General features: G+C 59.4%; 20 protein-coding genes. 16 read left to right on the top strand and 4 right to left on the bottom strand.

Annotated elements, in window-relative coordinates; all coding sequences use genetic code 11:
* Positions 1-22 precede the first annotated feature (22 nt).
* Positions 23-160 carry a hypothetical protein gene (locus tag H3Z84_RS15460; protein ID WP_199458105.1) on the top strand — a complete coding sequence of 46 codons (138 nt, stop codon included), beginning with the start codon at positions 23-25 and terminating at the stop codon, positions 158-160.
* Positions 150-257: a DUF2057 domain-containing protein gene (locus H3Z84_RS17140; RefSeq protein WP_228285886.1), complete on the top strand. Its 108-nt coding sequence runs from the start codon at positions 150-152 to the stop codon at positions 255-257. Before H3Z84_RS15460 ends, H3Z84_RS17140 begins: the two co-directional genes overlap by 11 nt.
* A 37-nt stretch (positions 258-294) precedes the next feature.
* On the opposite strand, the gene H3Z84_RS15455 is transcribed toward H3Z84_RS17140, so the two are convergent.
* Positions 295-1,821, bottom strand: coding sequence for a WS/DGAT/MGAT family O-acyltransferase (locus tag H3Z84_RS15455; RefSeq protein ID WP_199458104.1), 1,527 nt, complete (start codon positions 1,819-1,821; stop codon positions 295-297).
* Positions 1,822-1,914: 93 nt separating this feature from the next.
* Entirely contained in the window at positions 1,915-2,829 is a 915-nt protein-coding gene (locus H3Z84_RS15450) for a LysR substrate-binding domain-containing protein (RefSeq protein ID WP_199458103.1), read from the bottom strand.
* 302 nt (positions 2,830-3,131) lie between these two features.
* Between H3Z84_RS15450 and H3Z84_RS15445 the strand changes: the two genes are divergently transcribed.
* Positions 3,132-4,118, top strand: a complete 987-nt coding sequence (locus H3Z84_RS15445) for a glutathione S-transferase family protein (protein ID WP_199458102.1) — start codon at positions 3,132-3,134, stop codon at positions 4,116-4,118.
* A 145-nt stretch (positions 4,119-4,263) separates the two neighbouring features.
* Here H3Z84_RS15445 and ispB read toward each other — a convergent pair whose 3' ends face one another.
* Positions 4,264-5,232, bottom strand: coding sequence for an octaprenyl diphosphate synthase (gene ispB / locus H3Z84_RS15440; RefSeq protein ID WP_199458101.1), 969 nt, complete (start codon positions 5,230-5,232; stop codon positions 4,264-4,266).
* Positions 5,233-5,473: 241 nt separating this feature from the next.
* Here ispB and rplU point away from each other — a divergent pair, with 241 nt between their 5' ends.
* From rplU to proB, 4 genes are all read left to right on the top strand, one after another.
* Positions 5,474-5,785, top strand: coding sequence for a 50S ribosomal protein L21 (gene rplU / locus H3Z84_RS15435; protein ID WP_094625716.1), 312 nt, complete (start codon positions 5,474-5,476; stop codon positions 5,783-5,785).
* A gap of 35 nt (positions 5,786-5,820) precedes the next feature.
* On the top strand, positions 5,821-6,081 hold the full coding sequence (gene rpmA, locus H3Z84_RS15430) for a 50S ribosomal protein L27 (RefSeq protein WP_022987754.1): 261 nt from the start codon (positions 5,821-5,823) through the stop codon (positions 6,079-6,081).
* Between the two features lie 136 nt (positions 6,082-6,217).
* A complete protein-coding gene (gene cgtA / locus H3Z84_RS15425; protein ID WP_199458100.1) occupies positions 6,218-7,411 on the top strand; it encodes an Obg family GTPase CgtA in 1,194 nt (397 codons plus the stop codon).
* 26 nt (positions 7,412-7,437) lie between these two features.
* On the top strand, positions 7,438-8,562 hold the full coding sequence (gene proB / locus H3Z84_RS15420) for a glutamate 5-kinase (protein ID WP_199458099.1): 1,125 nt from the start codon (positions 7,438-7,440) through the stop codon (positions 8,560-8,562).
* Positions 8,563-8,637: 75 nt separating this feature from the next.
* Here the strand turns inward: proB and rpsT are convergent, their stop codons facing one another.
* Positions 8,638-8,907, bottom strand: a complete 270-nt coding sequence (gene rpsT / locus H3Z84_RS17135; protein WP_022987757.1) for a 30S ribosomal protein S20 — start codon at positions 8,905-8,907, stop codon at positions 8,638-8,640.
* Positions 8,908-9,174: 267 nt separating this feature from the next.
* Between rpsT and murJ the strand changes: the two genes are divergently transcribed.
* From murJ to H3Z84_RS15370, 9 genes are all read left to right on the top strand, one after another.
* Entirely contained in the window at positions 9,175-10,764 is a 1,590-nt protein-coding gene (gene murJ, locus H3Z84_RS15410) for a murein biosynthesis integral membrane protein MurJ (RefSeq protein ID WP_199458098.1), read from the top strand.
* Positions 10,765-10,884: 120 nt separating this feature from the next.
* Positions 10,885-11,853, top strand: coding sequence for a bifunctional riboflavin kinase/FAD synthetase (gene ribF, locus H3Z84_RS15405; RefSeq protein WP_199458097.1), 969 nt, complete (start codon positions 10,885-10,887; stop codon positions 11,851-11,853).
* Between the two features lie 33 nt (positions 11,854-11,886).
* Entirely contained in the window at positions 11,887-14,706 is a 2,820-nt protein-coding gene (gene ileS, locus H3Z84_RS15400) for an isoleucine--tRNA ligase (protein ID WP_199458096.1), read from the top strand.
* Positions 14,706-15,230, top strand: a complete 525-nt coding sequence (lspA, locus tag H3Z84_RS15395) for a signal peptidase II (protein ID WP_199458095.1) — start codon at positions 14,706-14,708, stop codon at positions 15,228-15,230. The genes ileS and lspA overlap by 1 nt, the downstream gene beginning before the upstream one ends.
* A gap of 5 nt (positions 15,231-15,235) precedes the next feature.
* Entirely contained in the window at positions 15,236-15,688 is a 453-nt protein-coding gene (fkpB, locus tag H3Z84_RS15390) for an FKBP-type peptidyl-prolyl cis-trans isomerase (protein WP_058341551.1), read from the top strand.
* Positions 15,689-15,690: 2 nt separating this feature from the next.
* Complete coding sequence (ispH, locus tag H3Z84_RS15385) at positions 15,691-16,644, top strand: 4-hydroxy-3-methylbut-2-enyl diphosphate reductase (protein ID WP_199458094.1); 954 nt, start codon at positions 15,691-15,693, stop codon at positions 16,642-16,644.
* Between the two features lie 183 nt (positions 16,645-16,827).
* On the top strand, positions 16,828-17,283 hold the full coding sequence (locus H3Z84_RS15380) for a GspH/FimT family pseudopilin (protein ID WP_199458112.1): 456 nt from the start codon (positions 16,828-16,830) through the stop codon (positions 17,281-17,283).
* A gap of 14 nt (positions 17,284-17,297) precedes the next feature.
* On the top strand, positions 17,298-17,687 hold the full coding sequence (pilV, locus tag H3Z84_RS15375; RefSeq protein WP_199458093.1) for a type IV pilus modification protein PilV: 390 nt from the start codon (positions 17,298-17,300) through the stop codon (positions 17,685-17,687).
* Positions 17,688-18,767: a PilW family protein gene (locus H3Z84_RS15370; protein ID WP_199458092.1), complete on the top strand. Its 1,080-nt coding sequence runs from the start codon at positions 17,688-17,690 to the stop codon at positions 18,765-18,767. It abuts the gene before it with no gap.
* Positions 18,768-18,775 lie beyond the last annotated feature (8 nt).

The following is an 18,775-nucleotide window of genomic DNA, read 5'->3' as shown; positions in this document are numbered from 1 at the left end:
CGTCCTATGGAAAAGGAGCTAAATGAGTATGTGTCACGTTCGCGGGTTTTTCAAGCTGGTGGTTTTAATGCTCAGCGTTACCCTGGTGGGCTGCGCTTCCTCCCTTGCGCGCATTGATACCTGGCAGGGTGATCCCGCCGGGTGCTGGCGTGAGCGGTGATGCGCAATCCGGATCAACGCTGGACCGTATGAAATCCCTGTGGGGCGACGCCACTGAAGAAGAAAAGCGCGAGTTCCTGCGCTGGGCGTTCGAATAAACCTGCAAAAGGCCGGGCACAGTGCCCGGCCTTTGCATTAGCGTTTGAAGCGCTTCAGACCACTCTTCAGAAAACCTTCCATGTAGTTCATCAGTTCGTCGGTCAGGCTCTGGCTGCCGCTTGCCGGCAACTCGTTACCTTCGTCCGGGCCCAGTGAGGCGACCGCGGCTTCCATGCTGGCCAGGCTTTCCTCGGTTAACGCTTTAAATGCATCGCCATCCGCGACGACATCCGGGCACAGGGTGAAGTTGAGGGTCAGCTGGCCCTGATAGCTCACCGCAACAATTACCAGCCCCATGCTGTCGAACAGCGGTGCACTGTTGAACTGCTGTACCAGCCTGGCGCCTTGCAGGAACAGTGGTACCTGTGGGCCAGGCACATTGGTAATGGGCAGGTTGAACAGGGGCTGGTAGCGCTGGGCCACCTGCAGTTCCGAATACAGCCGGGCCGAGAGCGCCAGCAGGGTAGAGGGCAGCAGTTCGGTGAGCCGGTCGGCGGCAATGGCTTCGCGGTAGGGTTCCGAATCCACCGCGTTGCGGTGAATGCGGCGAATCCGCGCTGCCGGGTTTGGCTCGGTGGTGGCCAGGTCCAGCAGCATGGCAGACATCTGGTTGCCGGTAGCCCGTCGCAGACTACTGGAGCGCACGGAGATGGGGGTCATGGCAACCAGTGAGCGGTCGGTGCCGTTATCCTGCGCAAGCAGGTAGCGGCGCAGGATTTCGGCACACAGGCCCAGAACCACATCGTTCAGGGTTACGTCAGCCAGGCTGGATTTGATGGCTTTCAGCCGGTACAGGCTTACCTGGGTGGAAACCAGCCGCCGGTTAGCGGTGATCTGCCGGTTAAACGGGCTGTGGGGTGCGGTGAACAGGGGCAGCGGCAAGGGCAGCTTGCGAAGCTGCCGGTGGACGAGCCCGCGAGCGGTGACTTCGGCGGCATTGTAAGCCAGCGAGGCAAACTGCATCGGGGTTTTCAGCATATTGGCGCCGGCCTGCAGAAACACCCGTTCTTCAGACGGTTCCGGCCGGGGCAGCCAGGGCCGGGGCTGGGGAATGGCACGCGGCTCTGGCGTGTATTCCAGCAGCTTACCCATGATTTCCTCGCCACTGAAGGCATCGATAGCCGCGTGGTGCAGCTTTACGATCAGGGCAAAGCCTTCTTTCTCGCCTTCCCGGTCGTCCAGCTTGAAGCCATCCACGAAGGTGATATGCCACAGCGGGCGGTCCCGTTTCAGGGGTTCTTCCAGGATTTTGGACGCCAGCGACATCAGGCTCGACTGCTTGCCGTGTTCGCCCAGGTTCACATAGGCCAGGTGCCGCTCGATGCTGAAATCCGGGTCATCAATCCAGTAGGGGCGCCCCAGGCGCAGGGGGATTTCCTTGAGCTTCTGCCGGAACAGGGGAACCACGTGCAGGCGGCTGCGCAGATACGCGACAAAGGTGCTGAATGCCAGGGGGTATTGCAGGTCGCTGGCGTCGAACAGATACACGCCGCCAATATGCATGGGCGTGGTTTCCGACTCCAGGTACAGGAACGAGGCATCCAGTTCCGACAGCTGACGCATTGGGCGCACTCCCTTGTGTGTCACTTTTAACGATGCGGGTGGTCGAGTATATCGCAAACACCCGGGCTGCCGGTTGGCCTGGCTGCCCGGTATTTATTCCGGCTGAAGCCAGTTCTGGATGCCGTTGTCATTGCCCAGGTAATCCCAGAACCACATCAGGGCCTTGCCCTTGTCTTCGCTGTGCCGAGCCAGGTGGATGGCAATGGCCGGCCTTGGTTCGTGCACTTCCCTGGCAACCAGAGAACCACGGGCGAGCTGCTCCCGGATGCGGGGTACTGGCAGCCAGCCAACGCCGAGCCCGGCCTCCTGAACGGCAATTTTCTGATCAATATTACTGACCGTAAGCGTTCGCTGCCTGCGGAAAATACCGGCATGGCCGGGTGGTAGTGAGCGGGAAGTATCCGCCGCAACGGCGGCCGGATAGGGTGCAATATCCGCCTCCGCCAAAGGCTCTTGCGCGTTTGCCAGCGGATGGTTGGCGGCCACCGCAAACACAAACGGCACCTCGCCCAGCGCCTTGGTAGTAAAACTGCCGGCCGGCTTGCTGAGCTGGTCTGCACCCACAATCATATCCACCCGCCGGCTTTGAAGGGCATCCCAGGCACCGGCGAAAACTTCTTCCACAATCTGCACATCCACCGGCACGCCCAGCTGGTAAAAGGCCTCGATGGCGGGAAGCAGGCAGTCTGCCGGCATCAGTGAGTTAAACCCGATCCGCAACCGCGTTTCCCAGCCTTCCGCCACCTGGCGGGTGGAGTGGGCCAGGTTCTCCGCTGCCTCAAGCAAAGACCGTCCTTCCTCCAGCAGGTAACGCCCCGCCGGAGTCAGCACGGCTTTGTGGCCGCTACGGTCAAAGATACTGACGTTGAGGTCTTCTTCGAGCTTCTGAACCGTGTAACTGATGGCCGAAGGCACCCGAAACAACTCCCCCGCCGCCCCTGCAAAACTGCCCTTGCGGTCAATGGCGTCCAGTACTTTAAGTGCGTCTATGGTGATGGCTGTATGCATGTTCGAATTATCTGAAAGTGTTTGCCAGAAATGCTTGCTATCAGCGTAGCAGGGCAGGGGTTAGTCTGTCGTCAGGTTAAAGAAATTCTTTGCCACGGAATCCACGGAAGGACACGGAAAGAGAAAAACTGAACGACTCTTAGCCACGGACACTCACGGACGCTCACGGACAAAGAAAAAGAAATCTTTTGGCTTTTCGTCCGTGTGGGTCCGTGAGTGTCCGTGGCAAAAATCAGTTCTTCTGTTCAGTAGTTTTTCCGTGTCCTTCCGTGGATTCCGTGGCCAAAAACAGGGAGTCCCACATGGGCTTACTAGTAGACGGCAAATGGCACGACCAGTGGTACGACACCGACAAAACCGGCGGCAAGTTCGAGCGTGAAGCCGCCCGCTTTCGTAACTGGGTAACCGAAGACGGCTCCGCCGGGCCTGCGGGTGAGGGCGGTTTCGCGGCGGAAAGCGGCCGTTACCACCTGTATGTATCCATGGCCTGCCCCTGGGCGCACCGGACTTTGATCTTCCGCAAACTCAAGGGCCTGGAGCCGCACATTGGTGTCTCCGTGGTGCACCCGGATATGGTCGAGAACGGCTGGGAGTTCCGGCCCGGGGATGCGGAGCATCAGGACCATCTGTACAACTCAGAGTTCATGCATCAGGTATACACCCGGGCGGCGCCGGATTATTCGGGGCGGGTGACGGTGCCGGTACTGTGGGACAAGCAGCGGGAAACCATTGTCAGTAACGAGTCAGCGGAAATTATCCGCATGTTCAACTCAGCTTTTAACGGGCTTGAAGGCGTAAACGCGGATCTGGACCTGTGCCCGGAAAGCCTGCGCAGTGAAATCGAGGCAGTAAACGAGCGGGTATACGACACAGTCAACAACGGCGTATACAAGGCCGGTTTTGCCACCGCCCAGGACAAATACGAAGAGGCCTACAAGGCGCTGTTTGAATCACTGGACTGGCTGGAAGCGAAACTGGAGAGCCAGCGCTATGTCACTGGCAGCCAGATCACCGAAGCCGACTGGCGCTTGTTCACCACGCTGATACGGTTTGATGCGGTGTATTACAGCCACTTCAAATGCAATCGCCAGCAGATCCGGGATTATCCGAACCTGTCCGGTTATTTGCGGGAGCTGTATCAGGTGCCGGGCGTGGCGGAGACCGTGGATATCCGCCAGATCAAGCAGCACTACTACGTGAGCCAGCGCACCATCAACCCCGCCCAGATTGTGCCGGTGGGGCCGGAGCTGGATTTTAGTTCGCCGCATGGGCGTGATGGTTTGAACTGAGCTTACTGAGAAGTAAGCGCGCGGGGCTGGTAGGGCTTTCCAAAACCGTGCGGAGCCAGGGATGGCGGAGCTCGAGCGGGACAGGGAGGTCTTTACAGCGTGTTTTGGAAAGCCCTACCAGCCCTGCGTGCGGAAGTCTGGCAACTCAGCTGACCCGGGCCACCGCCACTTCGGTCAGCAGCTCCAGTGATTGCCGGTGCTCGGTCTCCGGCAGGCAGGCCAGCAGGTCTTTCGCGATCTGCGCCTGCTCTTTTGCCTTGGCCATGGTGTATTCAATGGCACCGGAGGCCTTCACGATGTCCAGAACCTTCGGCAAATCGTCCAGCCCACCCTTGCGGATAGCCTGGCGAATCAGCTGGCGTTCTTCCTCGCTGCCGTTGGCCATGGCGTAAATCAGCGGCAGGGTGGTCTTGCCTTCGGCCAGGTCGTCGCCCACGTTCTTGCCCATGGCTTCGGCATCGCCCAGGTAATCCAGTACGTCGTCCACCAGCTGGAATGCCAGGCCCAGGTGCTTGCCGTAGTCTTTCAGGGCGGCTTCCTGTTCCGGGTTCGCTCCGGCCAGCAGTGCGCCGGTGTGGGAAGAGGCTTCGAACAGCATGGCGGTCTTGTTATGGATAACCACCATGTACTGGTCTTCGGTGAGGTCCGGGTTCTTCACGTTCATCAGCTGCATCACCTCGCCCTCGGCAATCACCGCCGTGGCGTGGGACAACACATTCATGATCGGCAGGCTTTCCAGCTCCACCATCATCTCGAAGGCCCGGGCATACAGGAAATCACCTACCAGCACGCTCGGCGCGTTGCCCCACTTGGCGTTGGCGGTGCTGCGGCCCCGGCGCATGTCGGAGGTGTCTACCACGTCGTCGTGCAGCAGGGTGGCGGTGTGCAGGAATTCAATGACCGCGGCCAGCTTCAGGTGGTCGTCCTGGCCGTAGCCCGCGGCCCGGCTGGACAGCAAAACCAGTAAGGGTCTCAGGCGCTTACCGCCACTCTCAATAATATAGTGGGCGATTTTTTCCACCATCGGGACATCCGAGGCAAGCCGCTTGATAATCAGGTCATTAACGCGGCTGAAGTCATCCGCCACGGTGTCATGGATACGCTGGGCTGTCATCGGGCTGAAACGTCCCTTGCTGGTGTTTTCGTTGAGTTTTCGGGCAGGTCGCGGCAATGCTAGGTATTGCTGCCTACAGTGTCAACTTGAACCGGAATCCGGCTTGTATTGCCCGGCGGCTTTTCGTACAATCACGCGCCCAACTCATCCCAACCTGCGCTCCCTGCAATAGGGTCGCCAGAGCGCTTCCCTTAGAACCAGGTGGATAAGAGCAGGGATGGGTCAATCGCGGAGACTATGAATGTACGCAGTTATTGTTAGCGGTGGTAAGCAGCACCGTGTAAAGGAAGGCGAAACTCTGAAGCTGGAAAAGCTGGAAGTTGAAACCGGCGGCTCTGTTGAGTTCGATCGTGTTCTTCTGGTTGCCAACGGCGACGACGTAAAAGTTGGCGCTCCGGTAGTTGAAGGCGCCAAGGTTACCGCTGAAGTGGTTAGCCACGGTCGTCACGACAAGATCAATATCATCAAGTTCCGTCGTCGTAAGCACCACATGAAGCGTCAGGGCCACCGTCAGTGGTTTACTGAAGTAAAGATCACGGGTATCCAGGGCTAAGCCCTCGAATAACCCCTTAATGAAGGAGGCTGGTAATGGCTCATAAAAAGGCAGCAGGTAGTACCCGTAACGGTCGCGATTCCGAGTCTAAACGACTTGGTGTCAAGCGCTACGGCGGCGAGACTGTAACTGCAGGCAGCATCATCATCCGTCAGCGTGGCACCCGTTTCCATGCTGGTAGTAACGTAGGCATTGGCAAGGACCACACCCTGTTCGCGAAAGCGGAAGGTCAGGTGAAGTTCGAAACCAAAGGCCCGCAGAACCGCAAGTTCGTAAGCATCGTTCCGGCTGCGTAAGCAGCGGCGATCCGGTTCTGTCGAACCATGGGTTTGCCTGATATGCTGATCTGATCAGCCCTCAGGTGAATCCGGAGCCCCGCAAAGCTTCCATGAGGCTGCGGGGCTTTTTAGTTTATGCAAAGGCAATTGGCGTATGAAATTTGTAGACGAAGCCACCATCATTGTTGAAGCCGGCAAGGGCGGCCATGGCTGCCTGAGTTTCAGGCGGGAAAAATACGTGCCGAAAGGCGGCCCGGACGGCGGTGACGGCGGGGATGGCGGTTCCGTCTATCTGGAAGCAGACAGCGCCCTGAACACGCTGATCGATTACCGCTTCCAGCGCAAACACAAGGCCCAGAACGGCGAGCCCGGCTCCGGCCGCAACTGCACCGGCACCAAGGGCGAAGACCTGGTGTTGCCGGTACCGGTTGGTACCACCGTGGTGGATATGGACACCCACGAAGTTCTGGGTGACCTCACCAAGGAAGGCCAGCGACTGAAAGTGGCACAGGGTGGTTTTCACGGCCTGGGCAATACTCGCTTCAAGTCATCGGTTAACCGCGCGCCGCGCCAGACCTCCAAAGGCTCTGAAGGCGAATTGCGTAACCTGCGTCTGGAGCTGAAAGTGCTGGCGGATGTTGGTTTGCTGGGTTTGCCCAATGCCGGTAAGTCCACCTTTATCCGCTCTGTTTCCGCGGCCCGTCCGAAAGTGGCGGATTATCCGTTCACCACGCTGGTTCCCAATCTGGGTGTGGTCAGTGTGCAGGCGCACCAGAGCTTTGTGATTGCCGATATTCCGGGCCTGATTGAAGGTGCCGCTGAAGGCGCCGGCCTGGGTATCCGATTCCTGAAACACCTGGTGCGTACCCGCTTGCTGTTGCACCTGGTGGATGTGGCGCCCTATGACGGCTCCTCCCCGGTTGAAGCGGTAAAGGCTATCGCCCACGAACTGGAAAAGTTCAGCGAAACCCTGGCCAGCCGCCCGCGCTGGCTGGTGCTGAACAAAGTGGACATGGTGCCGGAAGAAGACCGCGAGGCGCACTGCCAGGCCATTGTGGACGAGCTTGGCTGGGATGGCCCGGTGTTCTGGATTTCCTCGTTGACGGGTGAGGGCACCAAGCCGCTGGCCCAGGCTGTCATGCGCTGGATTGAAGAGCAGGCGGAAGCCGAAGCCGAGAACCCGGACTTCGCCGAGCAGGAAGCGGCCCGCCGTCGCCGGATGGATGAAGAGGCCCGTGCCAAGATCGAGGCAGATCGCAAGGCCCGCCGCGCCGCCCGTGAAGACGATGAAGATGACGACTTTGACGACGACGATTACGACGTTGAAGTGGTCTACGCCCCCGAGTAACAATCTGAAGAGACAGTACCGCTACCATGAGTGAACGCCTCCAGCTCCGAAAGGCCCGTCGCCTGGTTATCAAGATCGGCAGTGCCTTGCTTACCAACGACGGAAAAGGGCTGGATGTGGCAGCCCTTGGGCTGTGGGTTGACCAGATCGCCGAACTGATCGGCGAAGGTGTCGAAGTGGTGGTGGTGTCTTCCGGTTCAGTCGCTGAAGGCATGAGCCGTCTGGGCTGGCAAACCCGGCCCCAACATCTGCACGAATTGCAGGCTGCGGCGGCGGTGGGCCAGATGGGCCTGGTGCAAACCTGGGAAGCCCAGTTCAAGCGCCACGACATTCACACCGCCCAGATTTTGCTCACCCACGACGACCTTTCCGACCGCAAACGCTACCTGAACGGCCGCAGCACCCTGCGCACCCTGCTGGATTACGGCGTGGTGCCGATCGTGAACGAAAACGACACGGTGGTCACCGACGAAATCCGCTTCGGTGACAACGACACCCTGGGCGCGCTGGTGGCTAACCTGATCGAGGCCGATGGCCTGATCATCCTGACCGACCAGCTGGGCCTGTTCAATAAAGACCCCCGCAAACACGAAGACGCCGAACTGGTCACCGAGCGCAAAGCCGAAGACCGGGACCTGGATGCCATGGCCGGCGGCGGTGCCGGTGCCCTTGGGCGTGGTGGCATGCTTACCAAGCTTCGGGCAGCACGGCTGGCGGCCCGTTCCGGTGCCTTTACCGTGATTGTGGGTGGTCGCATCGAACACGCCATTGCCCGCCTGCGCCAGGGCGATGTGATTGGCACTCTGTTGCTGCCGGAGCAGGGCAGAATGGCTGCCCGCAAACAGTGGATTGCCAGCCACCTGCAAACCCGGGGCAGGCTGACCCTGGATGACGGCGCGGTAAAAGTGCTGCGTCAGGGCGGCAGAAGCCTGCTGCCGGTAGGTGTCAAAGCGGTCACAGGCCAGTTCCGCCGGGGCGAGATGGTATCCTGCACAGATCTGAGCGGTAAAGAAATTGCCCGGGGGCTGGTGAACTACGATGCCGACGAGGCCCGGGCAATCGCCGGTCGCTCAAGTGATCGCATTGCAGAGGTGCTGGGCTATATTTCCGATGAGGAAATGATTCACCGGGATAACCTGGTGGTGGTCTAGGCTTTTCCGGCGCTTCAGCCGGATTTCAGGCACAAAAAAACCGGCACGAAGCCGGTTTTTTTATGAGCGCAAGGATCAGGCAGCTTTCAGGGCCTTGATCTTGGCGTTCAGGCGGCTCTTATGACGAGCAACCTTGTTCTTGGCGAAGATGCCTTTGTTAACCATGCTGTCCAGAACAGGCTGGGCCTGCTTCAGGGCTGCCTGGGCACCTTCGTAGTCGCCAGCTTTGATCTGGGCGTCTACTTTCTTCATGTAAGTACGTGCCATGGAACGCAGGCTGGCGTTGTGCTTGCGGTTTTTCTCGTTCTGACGAGCGCGCTTTTTGGCTTGCGGGGAATTTGCCACCGTAAAACTCCTGAAATTCGTTGCTAAAAAATCGAATATGTTTAGATCGCGGGCGCGCCAAAACCAGCGCGTCGAAATAAATGACGCGGAACTATGCCGCTGAACGCCCGAAATGTCAAGGCCGAAGCCTCCGGTAATCCCTCTGCTCCGGAGGCCTGTGGTACACTCCCGCATCGTCTCACGGGGCCCGGGCCCGCAACAAGCCCCGCCTTGTGGATTACCGAAACGCCACCCCGGCCCGAAGCCGGTATTCTGGACGCTCAAACCATGTCTTCGGAACCCCAACCAACAGAACAACAGCCTCCCGTTCAGGAACCTCCGAAAGCGCCGGGATTACTGCGCTCATCCGGCGTGGTCGGCATCATGACCATGCTGTCCCGGGTGCTGGGGCTGGTGCGGGATATGGTGATTGCCCGCTATTTCGGGGCAGGTGCCGGGGCCGATGCCTTCTTCGTGGCGTTCAAGATTCCTAACTTCCTGCGCCGCCTGTTCGCGGAAGGGGCGTTTTCCCAGGCCTTTGTACCGGTGTTGTCGTCTTACCGGGAAAGCCAGGATATTTCCGAAGTAAAGCGCCTGGTGGATGCAGTGGCCGGCTCCCTCGGGCTGGTCTTGCTGGCGGTTACGCTGGTGGCCATGCTGGGTGCGCCGGTACTGACGGCGGTGTTTGCCCCGGGGTTCCTGGATGATGACGTCAAATTCGCCCTGACCAGCGACATGCTGCGCATTACCTTTCCGTACCTGTTGCTGATTTCCCTGACTGCCTTTGCCGGCGGCATTCTGAACAGTTACGACCGGTTTGCGGTACCTGCGTTTACCCCGGTGTTGCTGAACCTGGCCATGATCGCCGCCGCCATTTTCCTGACTCCGGTAATGGATGAGCCGGTAATGGCACTGGCCTGGGGTGTCTTCATCGCCGGTGCCCTGCAGCTGTTTTTCCAGTTACCGTTCCTGATGCGCCTGGGCCTGCTGCCCAGGCCCCGGGTGGACTACAAACACGAGGGTGTCAGCCGGATTCTCAAGTTGATGGCTCCGGCGTTGTTCGGCGTGTCGGTCAGCCAGATCAACCTGTTGCTGGACACGGTGCTGGCGTCGTTCCTGCAAACCGGCAGCGTGTCCTGGCTGTATTACTCAGACCGGTTGTCTGAGCTGCCGCTGGGTGTATTCGGTATTGCCATCGCCACGGTCATTCTGCCCAGCTTGTCCCGCAAGCACGCGGCGGCTTCGGAAGACCAGTTTGCCGCCACCCTCGACTGGGCCGTGCGGGCCGTTCTGCTGATCGGCCTTCCGGCGGCGGTGGCGCTGGCGCTGTTGGCGGAGCCGTTGATTGCCACCCTGTTCCATTACGGCGAAGTGACCGACCGGGATGTGGCGATGTCCGCCCAGAGTCTGCGGGCCTATTCCGCCGGTTTGCTGGCCTTCATGCTGATCAAGGTGCTGGCGCCGGGCTTTTTCTCCCGGGAAGACACCAAAACCCCGGTCAAGATCGGTGTTATTGCCATGGTGGCGAATATGGCCTTCAACCTGGCGTTAATCGTGCCCCTGGCCCATGCCGGGCTGGCGCTGGCTACATCCATGTCGGCCTGGTTGAATGGTTATCTGCTCTGGCGTGGGCTGCGTAAGGAAGGCGCCTGGAAAAGCCAGCCCGGCTGGCCGAAGTTCCTGATGCAGCTGGCCGTGGCCAATGCCGCCCTGGCCGCGGTGGTGCTCTGGCTGAATGTGCCGGTAGCCGACTGGCTGGCGGCCAGCGGCCTGCAGCGGGCAACCGATATGGGCATTCTGGTGGTAGCCGGAGTTGGGGCCTATTTCGTGGCGCTGGCGCTGGCGGGCGTGCGGGTTCGCCAATTCCGCCAGAAGTAAGCCGCCGCAAGATTTCTACCATACCCCTGCATGGGGTATAATCGCGCGTTTTATCACCAGCGTATCGCCTCTCGGGCCGGTGCGCCAAAAAGCCAGCTGGCAAGTTAAGGTTCGCAGTACATGCGTCTGATTCGAGGCCTGACCAATCTTAAGCGCCTGTCCGGGCAAGCGGGTTCCCCGCTGGCCAGCGGCTGCGTGGCCACCATCGGCAACTTCGATGGCGTGCACCTGGGCCATAAAACCATTATTGATCAGGTCAAGCAGAAAGCTGCGCAGCTGGGCGTGCCGTCGGTGGTGATGATTTTCGAGCCGCAGCCCCGGGAATTCTTCGAAGGCGCGGAAGCACCGCCCCGGCTGATGCCATTCCGCCAGAAGTTCGAAGCCCTGCTGGCCGAAGGCGTGGACATGGTGCTGTGCATCCGTTTCGATGAAACCTTCCGCAGCTATTCCGGCATGGGCTTTATCGAAGATGTGCTGATCAACGGCCTGGGCGTCCGCCACCTGGTGGTGGGCGACGACTTCCGCTTCGGTTGCGATCGGGCTGGCGACTTCAAGTTGCTGCAAAGCGTGGGGCAGGAGCGGGGCTTTACGGTGGAGAACACCCGTACAGTGACCGTTGATGGCGAGCGTGTCAGCAGTACCCGCGTGCGTAATGCCCTGAATGTGAATGGCCTGGAAGAGGCCGAGCGCCTGCTGGGACATCCTTACCGCATCCATGGCCGCATTGTTTATGGCCGCCAGTTAGGCCGGCAACTCAACGCGCCCACCGCCAACATTTTGCTGAACCAGATGCCGGCACTGCGGGGCGTTTACGTGGTGCGGGCCCGGCTGGAAACCGGCGAATGGTGCGACGGCGTAGCCAACATCGGCCTGCGCCCCACGGTCGACGGCAAGCGGCCGTCACTGGAAGTGCACCTGTTTGACTTTGCTGGCACACTTTATGGCCAGCACCTGGAAGTCGTGTTCCGCCATGGCCTGCGGGACGAAGTGAAATTCGACTCTGTTGACGAACTCCGCCAACAGATCGCCCGGGATTTTGACAACGCCCGGGCCTGGCTGGCGGATAACCCCGCCACGCCGGAAACCTGATTCAACTGACCAACCAAGAGTACGCACAAAGACATGAGCGACTACAAGCATACCCTGAATCTGCCGGAAACCGCGTTTCCCATGCGCGGTAACCTGGCCAAGCGCGAGCCGGACATGCTCAAGCACTGGCAGGACCTGAACGTATACGGCAACCTGCGCAAGCAGCGCGAAGGCCGGGAAAAGTTCATCCTGCACGATGGCCCTCCCTACGCCAACGGCAGCATTCACATCGGGCATGCGGTCAACAAGATCCTGAAAGACATGATCGTGAAATCCCGCAGCTTTATGGGCTTTGACGCACCCTACGTGCCCGGCTGGGATTGCCACGGCCTGCCGATCGAGCACAAGGTAGAGCAGGAAATCGGCAAAGCCGGTGTGAAGGTGGACTACAAAACCTTCCGCCAGGCCTGTCGTGATTACGCCACCAAGCAGATCGAAGGCCAGAAAGCCGACTTTATCCGCCTGGGCGTGATGGGTGAGTGGGACAAGCCCTACCTGACTATGGACCCGAAAGTAGAAGCGGGCATCGTGCGGGCGTTGGGCAAGATCGTGGCCAAGGGCCACCTGGTGCGTGGATTCAAGCCGGTTTACTGGAGTGTGGTTGGTCAGTCCGCACTGGCAGAAGCCGAAGTTGAATACCAGGACAAAACCTCTACCCAGATCGACGTGCGTTTCACCGCCGTCGACCAGGACGCCGTGCTGAAAACCTTCGGAACCAGCGAAGGTGAGGGCGATGTCTCCCTGGTAATCTGGACCACCACCCCCTGGACCATCCCCGCCAACCAGGCGGTGTCTATCGGTGCCGATATCGAATACGCACTGGTACAGGTAGATGTGGGCCACGGCGCCGAGCGCATGATCCTGGCCACCGACATGGTGCAGGGCATCATGTCTCGCTGGGGCGTGGAAGACTACAAGGTGCTGGCCAACGTGGCCGGTTCTGCCCTGGAAAACCAGCTGCTGCACCACCCGGTGTACGACAAGCAGGTGCCGGTGCTGTTGGGCGACCACGTCTCCCTGGACGCCGGTACCGGTGCGGTACACACCGCGCCGGACCACGGTATGGAAGACTTTGAAGTAGGCAAGGCCTACGGCATTGGAACCATCAACCTGGTAAAAGCCGACGGCACCTACACCGAAGCGGCCGGCGAATTTGCCGGTGTACACGTATACAAGGCCGACGAGCCGGTTTGTGCCGCCCTGGAGCGTGAAGGCAAACTGGTGCGCTCCGAGAAATTCCGCCACAGCTACCCGCACTGCTGGCGTACCAAGACCCCGCTGATCTACCGGGCCACCCCTCAGTGGTTCATCAGCATGGACAAGCTCAACCTGCGCGCCGACGCCCTGGAAGCCATCAAGGGCATCCGCTGGGTACCGGCCTGGGGCCAGAACCGTATTGAAGCCATGTTCGAGCAGAGCCCGGACTGGTGTATCTCCCGTCAGCGCACCTGGGGTGTGCCGATCACCCTGTTTATCCACAAGGAAACCCAGGAGCTGCACCCGAACACCCAGGCGCTGATCGAGAAAGTGGCCGAGGCGGTGGAAACCGGCGGCATCGACGCCTGGTACGACATCGACCAGAACGACTTGCTGGGCGCAGACGCCGACCAGTACGAAAAAGTCCTGGATACCCTGGACGTATGGTTCGACTCGGGTGTAACCCATGATTCTGTATTGCGGGTACGTGAGGAGCTGGGCCAGTTCCCGGCCGACATGTACCTGGAAGGCTCTGACCAGCACCGTGGCTGGTTCCAGTCGTCCCTGAAAACCTCCATCGCCATGAACGGCGTGGCCCCGTACAAGCAGGTACTGACCCACGGCTTCACCGTGGACGGCAAGGGCCACAAGATGTCCAAGTCCATGGGCAACGTGATCGCCCCCCAGGAAGTGATGAACGAACTGGGTGCCGACATCCTGCGCTTGTGGGTATCCGCCACCGACTACAGCGGCGAGATGACCGTCTCCAAGGACATCCTGCGCCAGACGGCAGACGGCTACCGTCGCATCCGTAACACCGCCCGCTTCCTGCTGAGCAACCTGACCGGGTTTGATCCGGAACAGCACATGGTAGCGCCGGAAGACATGATTGCCCTGGACCGCTGGATGGTCGACCGTGCCCTGCAGCTGCAGAACGAGCTGCACGAAGATTACGGCAATTATGCCTTCCTGCGGATTTACCAGAAGGTGTACAACTTCTGCGAAGCCACCCTGGGTGGCTTCTACCTGGACATCATCAAGGATCGCCAGTACACCACCCAGGCCGACAGCCTGGCGCGGCGTTCCTGCCAGACCGCCCTGTACCATGTTGCCGAAGCCCTGGTGCGCTGGATTGCACCGATCCTGAGCTTCACCGCCGATGAAATCTGGCAACACCTGCCGGGCAAGCGTGGCGACACCGTGTTCTACGAAACCTGGTACGAAGGCCTGACGGCGCTGCCGGAAGACTTCGAGCTGGGCCGCGACTACTGGCGTGAAATCTACGCCGTGAAAGAAGCGGTTAACAAGTGCCTGGAAGAAGCCCGTGCCCGCGGCGAGATCAAAGGCTCTTTGAGTGCGGAAGTGACCCTGTACTGCGAAGGTAGCCTGGCCGAGCGCCTGAACCACCTGGGTGAAGAGCTGCGCTTTGTGCTGATCACCTCCGAAGCCACCGTAAAGCCGGTGAGCGAGGCGGCCGGCGTGGAGCAAACCAACGTGGAAGGCCTGCTGGTGAAAGTAACCCCGGCTTCCCACGCCAAGTGCGAGCGCTGCTGGCATCACCGTGAAGACGTGGGCCAGAACGAGCAGTACAGCGACCTGTGCGGCCGCTGCGTCACCAACGTGGAAGGCCCGGGCGAAACCCGCGCCTACGCCTGATGGACGCGGTAATGACTGAGGGCAGGGCAGGCAGCAAACTGAAGTGGTTGTGGCTGGCAGTACTGGTGGTCGCCATCGATCTGGGTACCAAGGCCATGGCCACCGCCATGCTCACCTACGGTAACCCGGTACCGGTGCTGCCCAGCTTCAACCTGACCCTGCTGCACAACACCGGCGCCGCGTTCAGCTTCCTGGCGGACGCCGCCGGCTGGCAGCGCTGGTTCTTCGTGACCCTGGCTGTTGTGGTCAGCGTGGTGCTGACAGGCTGGCTGAGAAAACTCAAAGCCCATGAAACCTGGACCGCCATCGCCATCGTATTGATCCTCGGTGGCGCCATCGGCAACGTGTACGACCGGGTGGTGCATGGCTACGTGGTGGACTTCCTGCATTTCTACTGGCAGGACTGGCACTTCCCGGCCTTCAACCTGGCCGACACCGCCATCACCATCGGCGCTGCCATGATGATCATCGACGCATTCCGCAAACCCGCTGACGACAGCGGCGATGCCGACAGGAGCAACTGATTGCCATGAAAGAACTGCCCATCGACAAGGGAACCCGCGTAAAACTGCACTTCGCCCTCAAGTTTGAAGACGGCGAAACCGTGGACACCACCTTCGACAAAGAACCGGCCACCCTGGAAATCGGCGACGAAAACCTGCCGGAGAACTTTGAAGCCTACCTGGTGGGCCTGAAAGCCGGTGACCACAAAACCTTTGAAGTACCGCCGGAAAAAGCCTTCGGCCAGCACAACCCCAGTAACGTGCAGACCTTCAAGCGCCACGAATTCAGTGCCGACATGGTGCTGGAGCCCGGCGTAGTGGTCTCCTTCGCCGACGCCCGCCAGCAGGAACTGCCCGGGGTGGTCAAACGGGTGGAAGGTGACCAGGTGGATGTGGACTTTAATCACCCGCTGGCAGGGCATACACTGCAGTTTGAAGTGCAGATTATCGACGTTGAACCAGCAGGGCCGACACACTGACTATGCAAATCCGACTCGCTAACCCCCGTGGCTTCTGTGCCGGCGTAGACCGCGCCATAGAAATCGTAAACCGCGCGCTGGACGTGTTCGGTGCACCCATCTACGTGCGCCACGAAGTGGTCCACAACAAGTTCGTGGTGAGCAACCTGCGGGAGCGCGGCGCCATCTTTGTGGACGAGTTGGACGAAGTGCCGGATGACAAACTGGTGATCTTCAGTGCCCACGGCGTATCCCAGGCGGTACAGAACGAAGCCGCCCGCCGCGGCCTGAAAGTGTTCGACGCCACCTGCCCGCTGGTCACCAAGGTGCATATGGAAGTGATGCGCTACAGCCGCGACGGCCGCGAATGCATTCTCATTGGCCACCATGGCCACCCGGAAGTGGAAGGCACCATGGGTCAGTACGACCACAGCAACGGCGGCGACATCTACCTGGTGGAAGACGAAGCCGACGTACAAAAGCTGGACGTAAAAGACCCCAGCCGGCTGTCCTTCGTTACCCAGACCACGCTGTCTATGGACGACACCGCCCGGGTAATCGACGCCCTGCGCGCCAGGTTCCCGCAAATCGAAGGCCCCCGCAAAGACGACATCTGCTACGCCACCCAGAACCGTCAGGATGCCGTAAAACAACTGGCCGGCGACTGCGACCTGATGCTGGTTGTCGGTTCCCCCAACAGCTCCAACTCCAACCGCCTGCGGGAGCTGGCCGAACGCATGGGCACCCCCGCCTACCTGATCGACGAAGCCGACCAGATAGAGCCTGAATGGCTGGCGGGTAAAAAAGCCGTAGGCGTAACGGCCGGTGCTTCCGCCCCGGAAGTGCTGGTGGCCGAGGTGATCAATCGCCTGAAGGAGCTGGGTGGGGAAGAACCGCAGGAAGTGGCAGGCAGGGAGGAGAGTATTGTGTTTTCCATGCCAAAAGAGCTGCGGATTGATGCGGTGAATGTTTCCTGATCCGGTTATCAGACCGCCTCTCTAGAAGTCGTTTCAAAAAGGGTGCGCCTGTTTTGTGATCCAGGTCTTGTTTCGGGCGCCTCGCTACCGTTTATCCCTTCCGAATGTCCGTTTGTCCTTCTGCAATGAAATGATTGTGGCAGGCTGGCTATCCTCTGAATAAATGAACAGGATGATGATTCTATGTCTGGCAAGTTCAGAAACGGTTTCACGCTGGTAGAGCTTCTCGTGCTTATAGCTGTGCTCGGAGTTGTAGCAGTTATTGCAGTACCCAGTTTTTCCGGACTGATACAGCGCAACCAGCTAACGACAACCAATAATGATCTGGTGGGTGCGTTGAATATGGCACGGGCCGAAGCCGTGCGGATTAGTGCGCCGGTATCCGTGGTGCCAAACGCCACATTTACGGATGGCTACCAGATTACTGCCGGGGGCGGGGCTGTCATTAGTGAGTTTGGTGGGGCTTCCGGGCCCTATACGATTGCTCTGACCGGCAATAATCCCAGATTCAGTGCGACGGGCCTGTTATTGAGTGGTGGCTCCAGCTTCGACGTCTGCAGGGCGTCCGGTGAGGACGGAACCCGGATTACACTGACAGCGGGCGGCCAGATCAGGTCTATCGGGATCACTTGCCCATAAATGAGGTCGTATCGATGATCAAACCCTTTTTGTCCGGAAAACCTCAACGTGGTTTCACCATGATAGAGGTTCTTGTGGCCGTTCTCATTCTCGCCATTGGCCTTCTGGGAGTTGCCGGTGTTCAGTTGGTTTCCATGCAGCAAACAGCTAATTCAACGCTTCGTTCCGAGGCAAGCATGTATGCCCAGACAGTTGCTGAAAGGTTGCGCGCAAACGGTAATACCGCGTTGACAACCGCCGAGCTGACGGTGCTGAAAAAGCAGATGCTGGCAAACCTGGGAGCAGGCGCTGATCTCAAGGTGACCATGAATGGCTCAACTGCTGAAGTTGAAGTGACATGGACAGAGCGGGATCCGTTTGCTGGAGTATCCACCCAAACACTAACCATGGATGCGAGACTGTAAATGAAGCGCATAGACCCTACTCCAGTCAGCTCCGGTTCACAGGCAGGATTATCGCTCGTTGAGCTGATGATCGCATTACTACTCGGTGCTTTGTTGACTGTCGGGCTGATTCAAGTCTTTACATCGAACAGCCAGTCATTTCGCCATAATGAAGCTTCGGCCCGCGCGCTTGAGTCCGGGCGGATTGCCGTGGACATCCTGTCGCGTGCTATACGCAATGCCGGTTTTTTTGGTTGTTACCCTATAAATGGTATCACCAACAACCTTGACAGCTCAGATCAGGAATATTTAGCCACACGGCACGGTTTTGCCAATCTGGGCGTGTCTGCAGCCGCAGCTGAAAGGCCCGGCTCGGCTCTTGCCAACACGGACTTTTTCAACGTTACTGGCGTGAGTCGCCCCGGGGCGATCGTCAAGCTGGATGCCGATATCACAGCGACCAGCAGTATCTTGCTGACCGATGCGGGGAATCTGTCAGCACGGGACCTGGTTTATATATCGAATTGCGAGTTTGGTGATGTTTTTCAGATTACAGCCCCAACCAACGCGGGTGGCAACATACAGGTAACCGCAAATAATGATGCCGGGGTCTCCAAGTCCGGCGCTCCGGGCAACGATCTGACTGCTAACGCACCGCCGGGATGCACCACAGCGAACCTTTGCCTGAGTGCGGACTACAAGAGCGGCACGGAGATATTCCGGCCCTATAGTGAGGCCTATTTCATTGGCAATGCTGCTGGTGGCGGCCGTTCACTGTTTATGAGGCGCGCCGATGGAGTAAATGTTGAGCTGGTCGCGGGTGTTGAAGATATGCGGCTGCGATTTGGAGAAGGTACCGCAGCAACAGGCGTGCAGAACTGGCGCTCTGCTGCCGCGGTCACCAACTGGAATAACGTGATTGCGGTGGAGGTGAGCCTGCTCGTTGCGGCACCGAGCAACAACATTATGGAAAGTGCGCAAACCTATTGTTTCCCGGGCTGGCAAGACTGTGTTGCTAATGCTGGCCTACTGACAACAGCAGCGGACCGGCGGATGTACAGGGTATATACGTTTACCAACGCGCTGAGAAATCCGTTCTAGTGAGGTGG

Source organism: Marinobacter sp. bablab_jr003 (assembly GCF_016464245.1).
Taxonomy (GTDB): domain Bacteria; phylum Pseudomonadota; class Gammaproteobacteria; order Pseudomonadales; family Oleiphilaceae; genus Marinobacter; species Marinobacter vinifirmus.
The sequence above is the reverse complement of the archived record's forward strand: the minus strand, read 5'-3'. Positions and strand labels throughout refer to the sequence as shown.

Bases quoted from the DNA above. Each gene is read 5' to 3' on its own strand.
- H3Z84_RS15450 (WP_199458103.1), bottom strand. From the start codon at position 2,829: ATGCATACAGCCATCACCATAGACGCACTTAAAGTACTGGACGCCATT.
- proB (WP_199458099.1), top strand. From the start codon at position 7,438: ATGAGTGAACGCCTCCAGCTCCGAAAGGCCCGTCGCCTGGTTATCAAG.
- ispH (WP_199458094.1), top strand. From the start codon at position 15,691: ATGCAAATCCGACTCGCTAACCCCCGTGGCTTCTGTGCCGGCGTAGAC.
- lspA (WP_199458095.1), top strand. From the start codon at position 14,706: ATGGACGCGGTAATGACTGAGGGCAGGGCAGGCAGCAAACTGAAGTGG.
- fkpB (WP_058341551.1), top strand. From the start codon at position 15,236: ATGAAAGAACTGCCCATCGACAAGGGAACCCGCGTAAAACTGCACTTC.
- rplU (WP_094625716.1), top strand. From the start codon at position 5,474: ATGTACGCAGTTATTGTTAGCGGTGGTAAGCAGCACCGTGTAAAGGAA.
- murJ (WP_199458098.1), top strand. From the start codon at position 9,175: ATGTCTTCGGAACCCCAACCAACAGAACAACAGCCTCCCGTTCAGGAA.
- cgtA (WP_199458100.1), top strand. From the start codon at position 6,218: ATGAAATTTGTAGACGAAGCCACCATCATTGTTGAAGCCGGCAAGGGC.
- H3Z84_RS15380 (WP_199458112.1), top strand. From the start codon at position 16,828: ATGTCTGGCAAGTTCAGAAACGGTTTCACGCTGGTAGAGCTTCTCGTG.
- ribF (WP_199458097.1), top strand. From the start codon at position 10,885: ATGCGTCTGATTCGAGGCCTGACCAATCTTAAGCGCCTGTCCGGGCAA.
- rpmA (WP_022987754.1), top strand. From the start codon at position 5,821: ATGGCTCATAAAAAGGCAGCAGGTAGTACCCGTAACGGTCGCGATTCC.
- pilV (WP_199458093.1), top strand. From the start codon at position 17,298: ATGATCAAACCCTTTTTGTCCGGAAAACCTCAACGTGGTTTCACCATG.
- ileS (WP_199458096.1), top strand. From the start codon at position 11,887: ATGAGCGACTACAAGCATACCCTGAATCTGCCGGAAACCGCGTTTCCC.
- H3Z84_RS15460 (WP_199458105.1), top strand. From the start codon at position 23: ATGAGTATGTGTCACGTTCGCGGGTTTTTCAAGCTGGTGGTTTTAATG.
- H3Z84_RS15370 (WP_199458092.1), top strand. From the start codon at position 17,688: ATGAAGCGCATAGACCCTACTCCAGTCAGCTCCGGTTCACAGGCAGGA.
- H3Z84_RS15455 (WP_199458104.1), bottom strand. From the start codon at position 1,821: ATGCGTCAGCTGTCGGAACTGGATGCCTCGTTCCTGTACCTGGAGTCG.
- ispB (WP_199458101.1), bottom strand. From the start codon at position 5,232: ATGACAGCCCAGCGTATCCATGACACCGTGGCGGATGACTTCAGCCGC.
- H3Z84_RS15445 (WP_199458102.1), top strand. From the start codon at position 3,132: ATGGGCTTACTAGTAGACGGCAAATGGCACGACCAGTGGTACGACACC.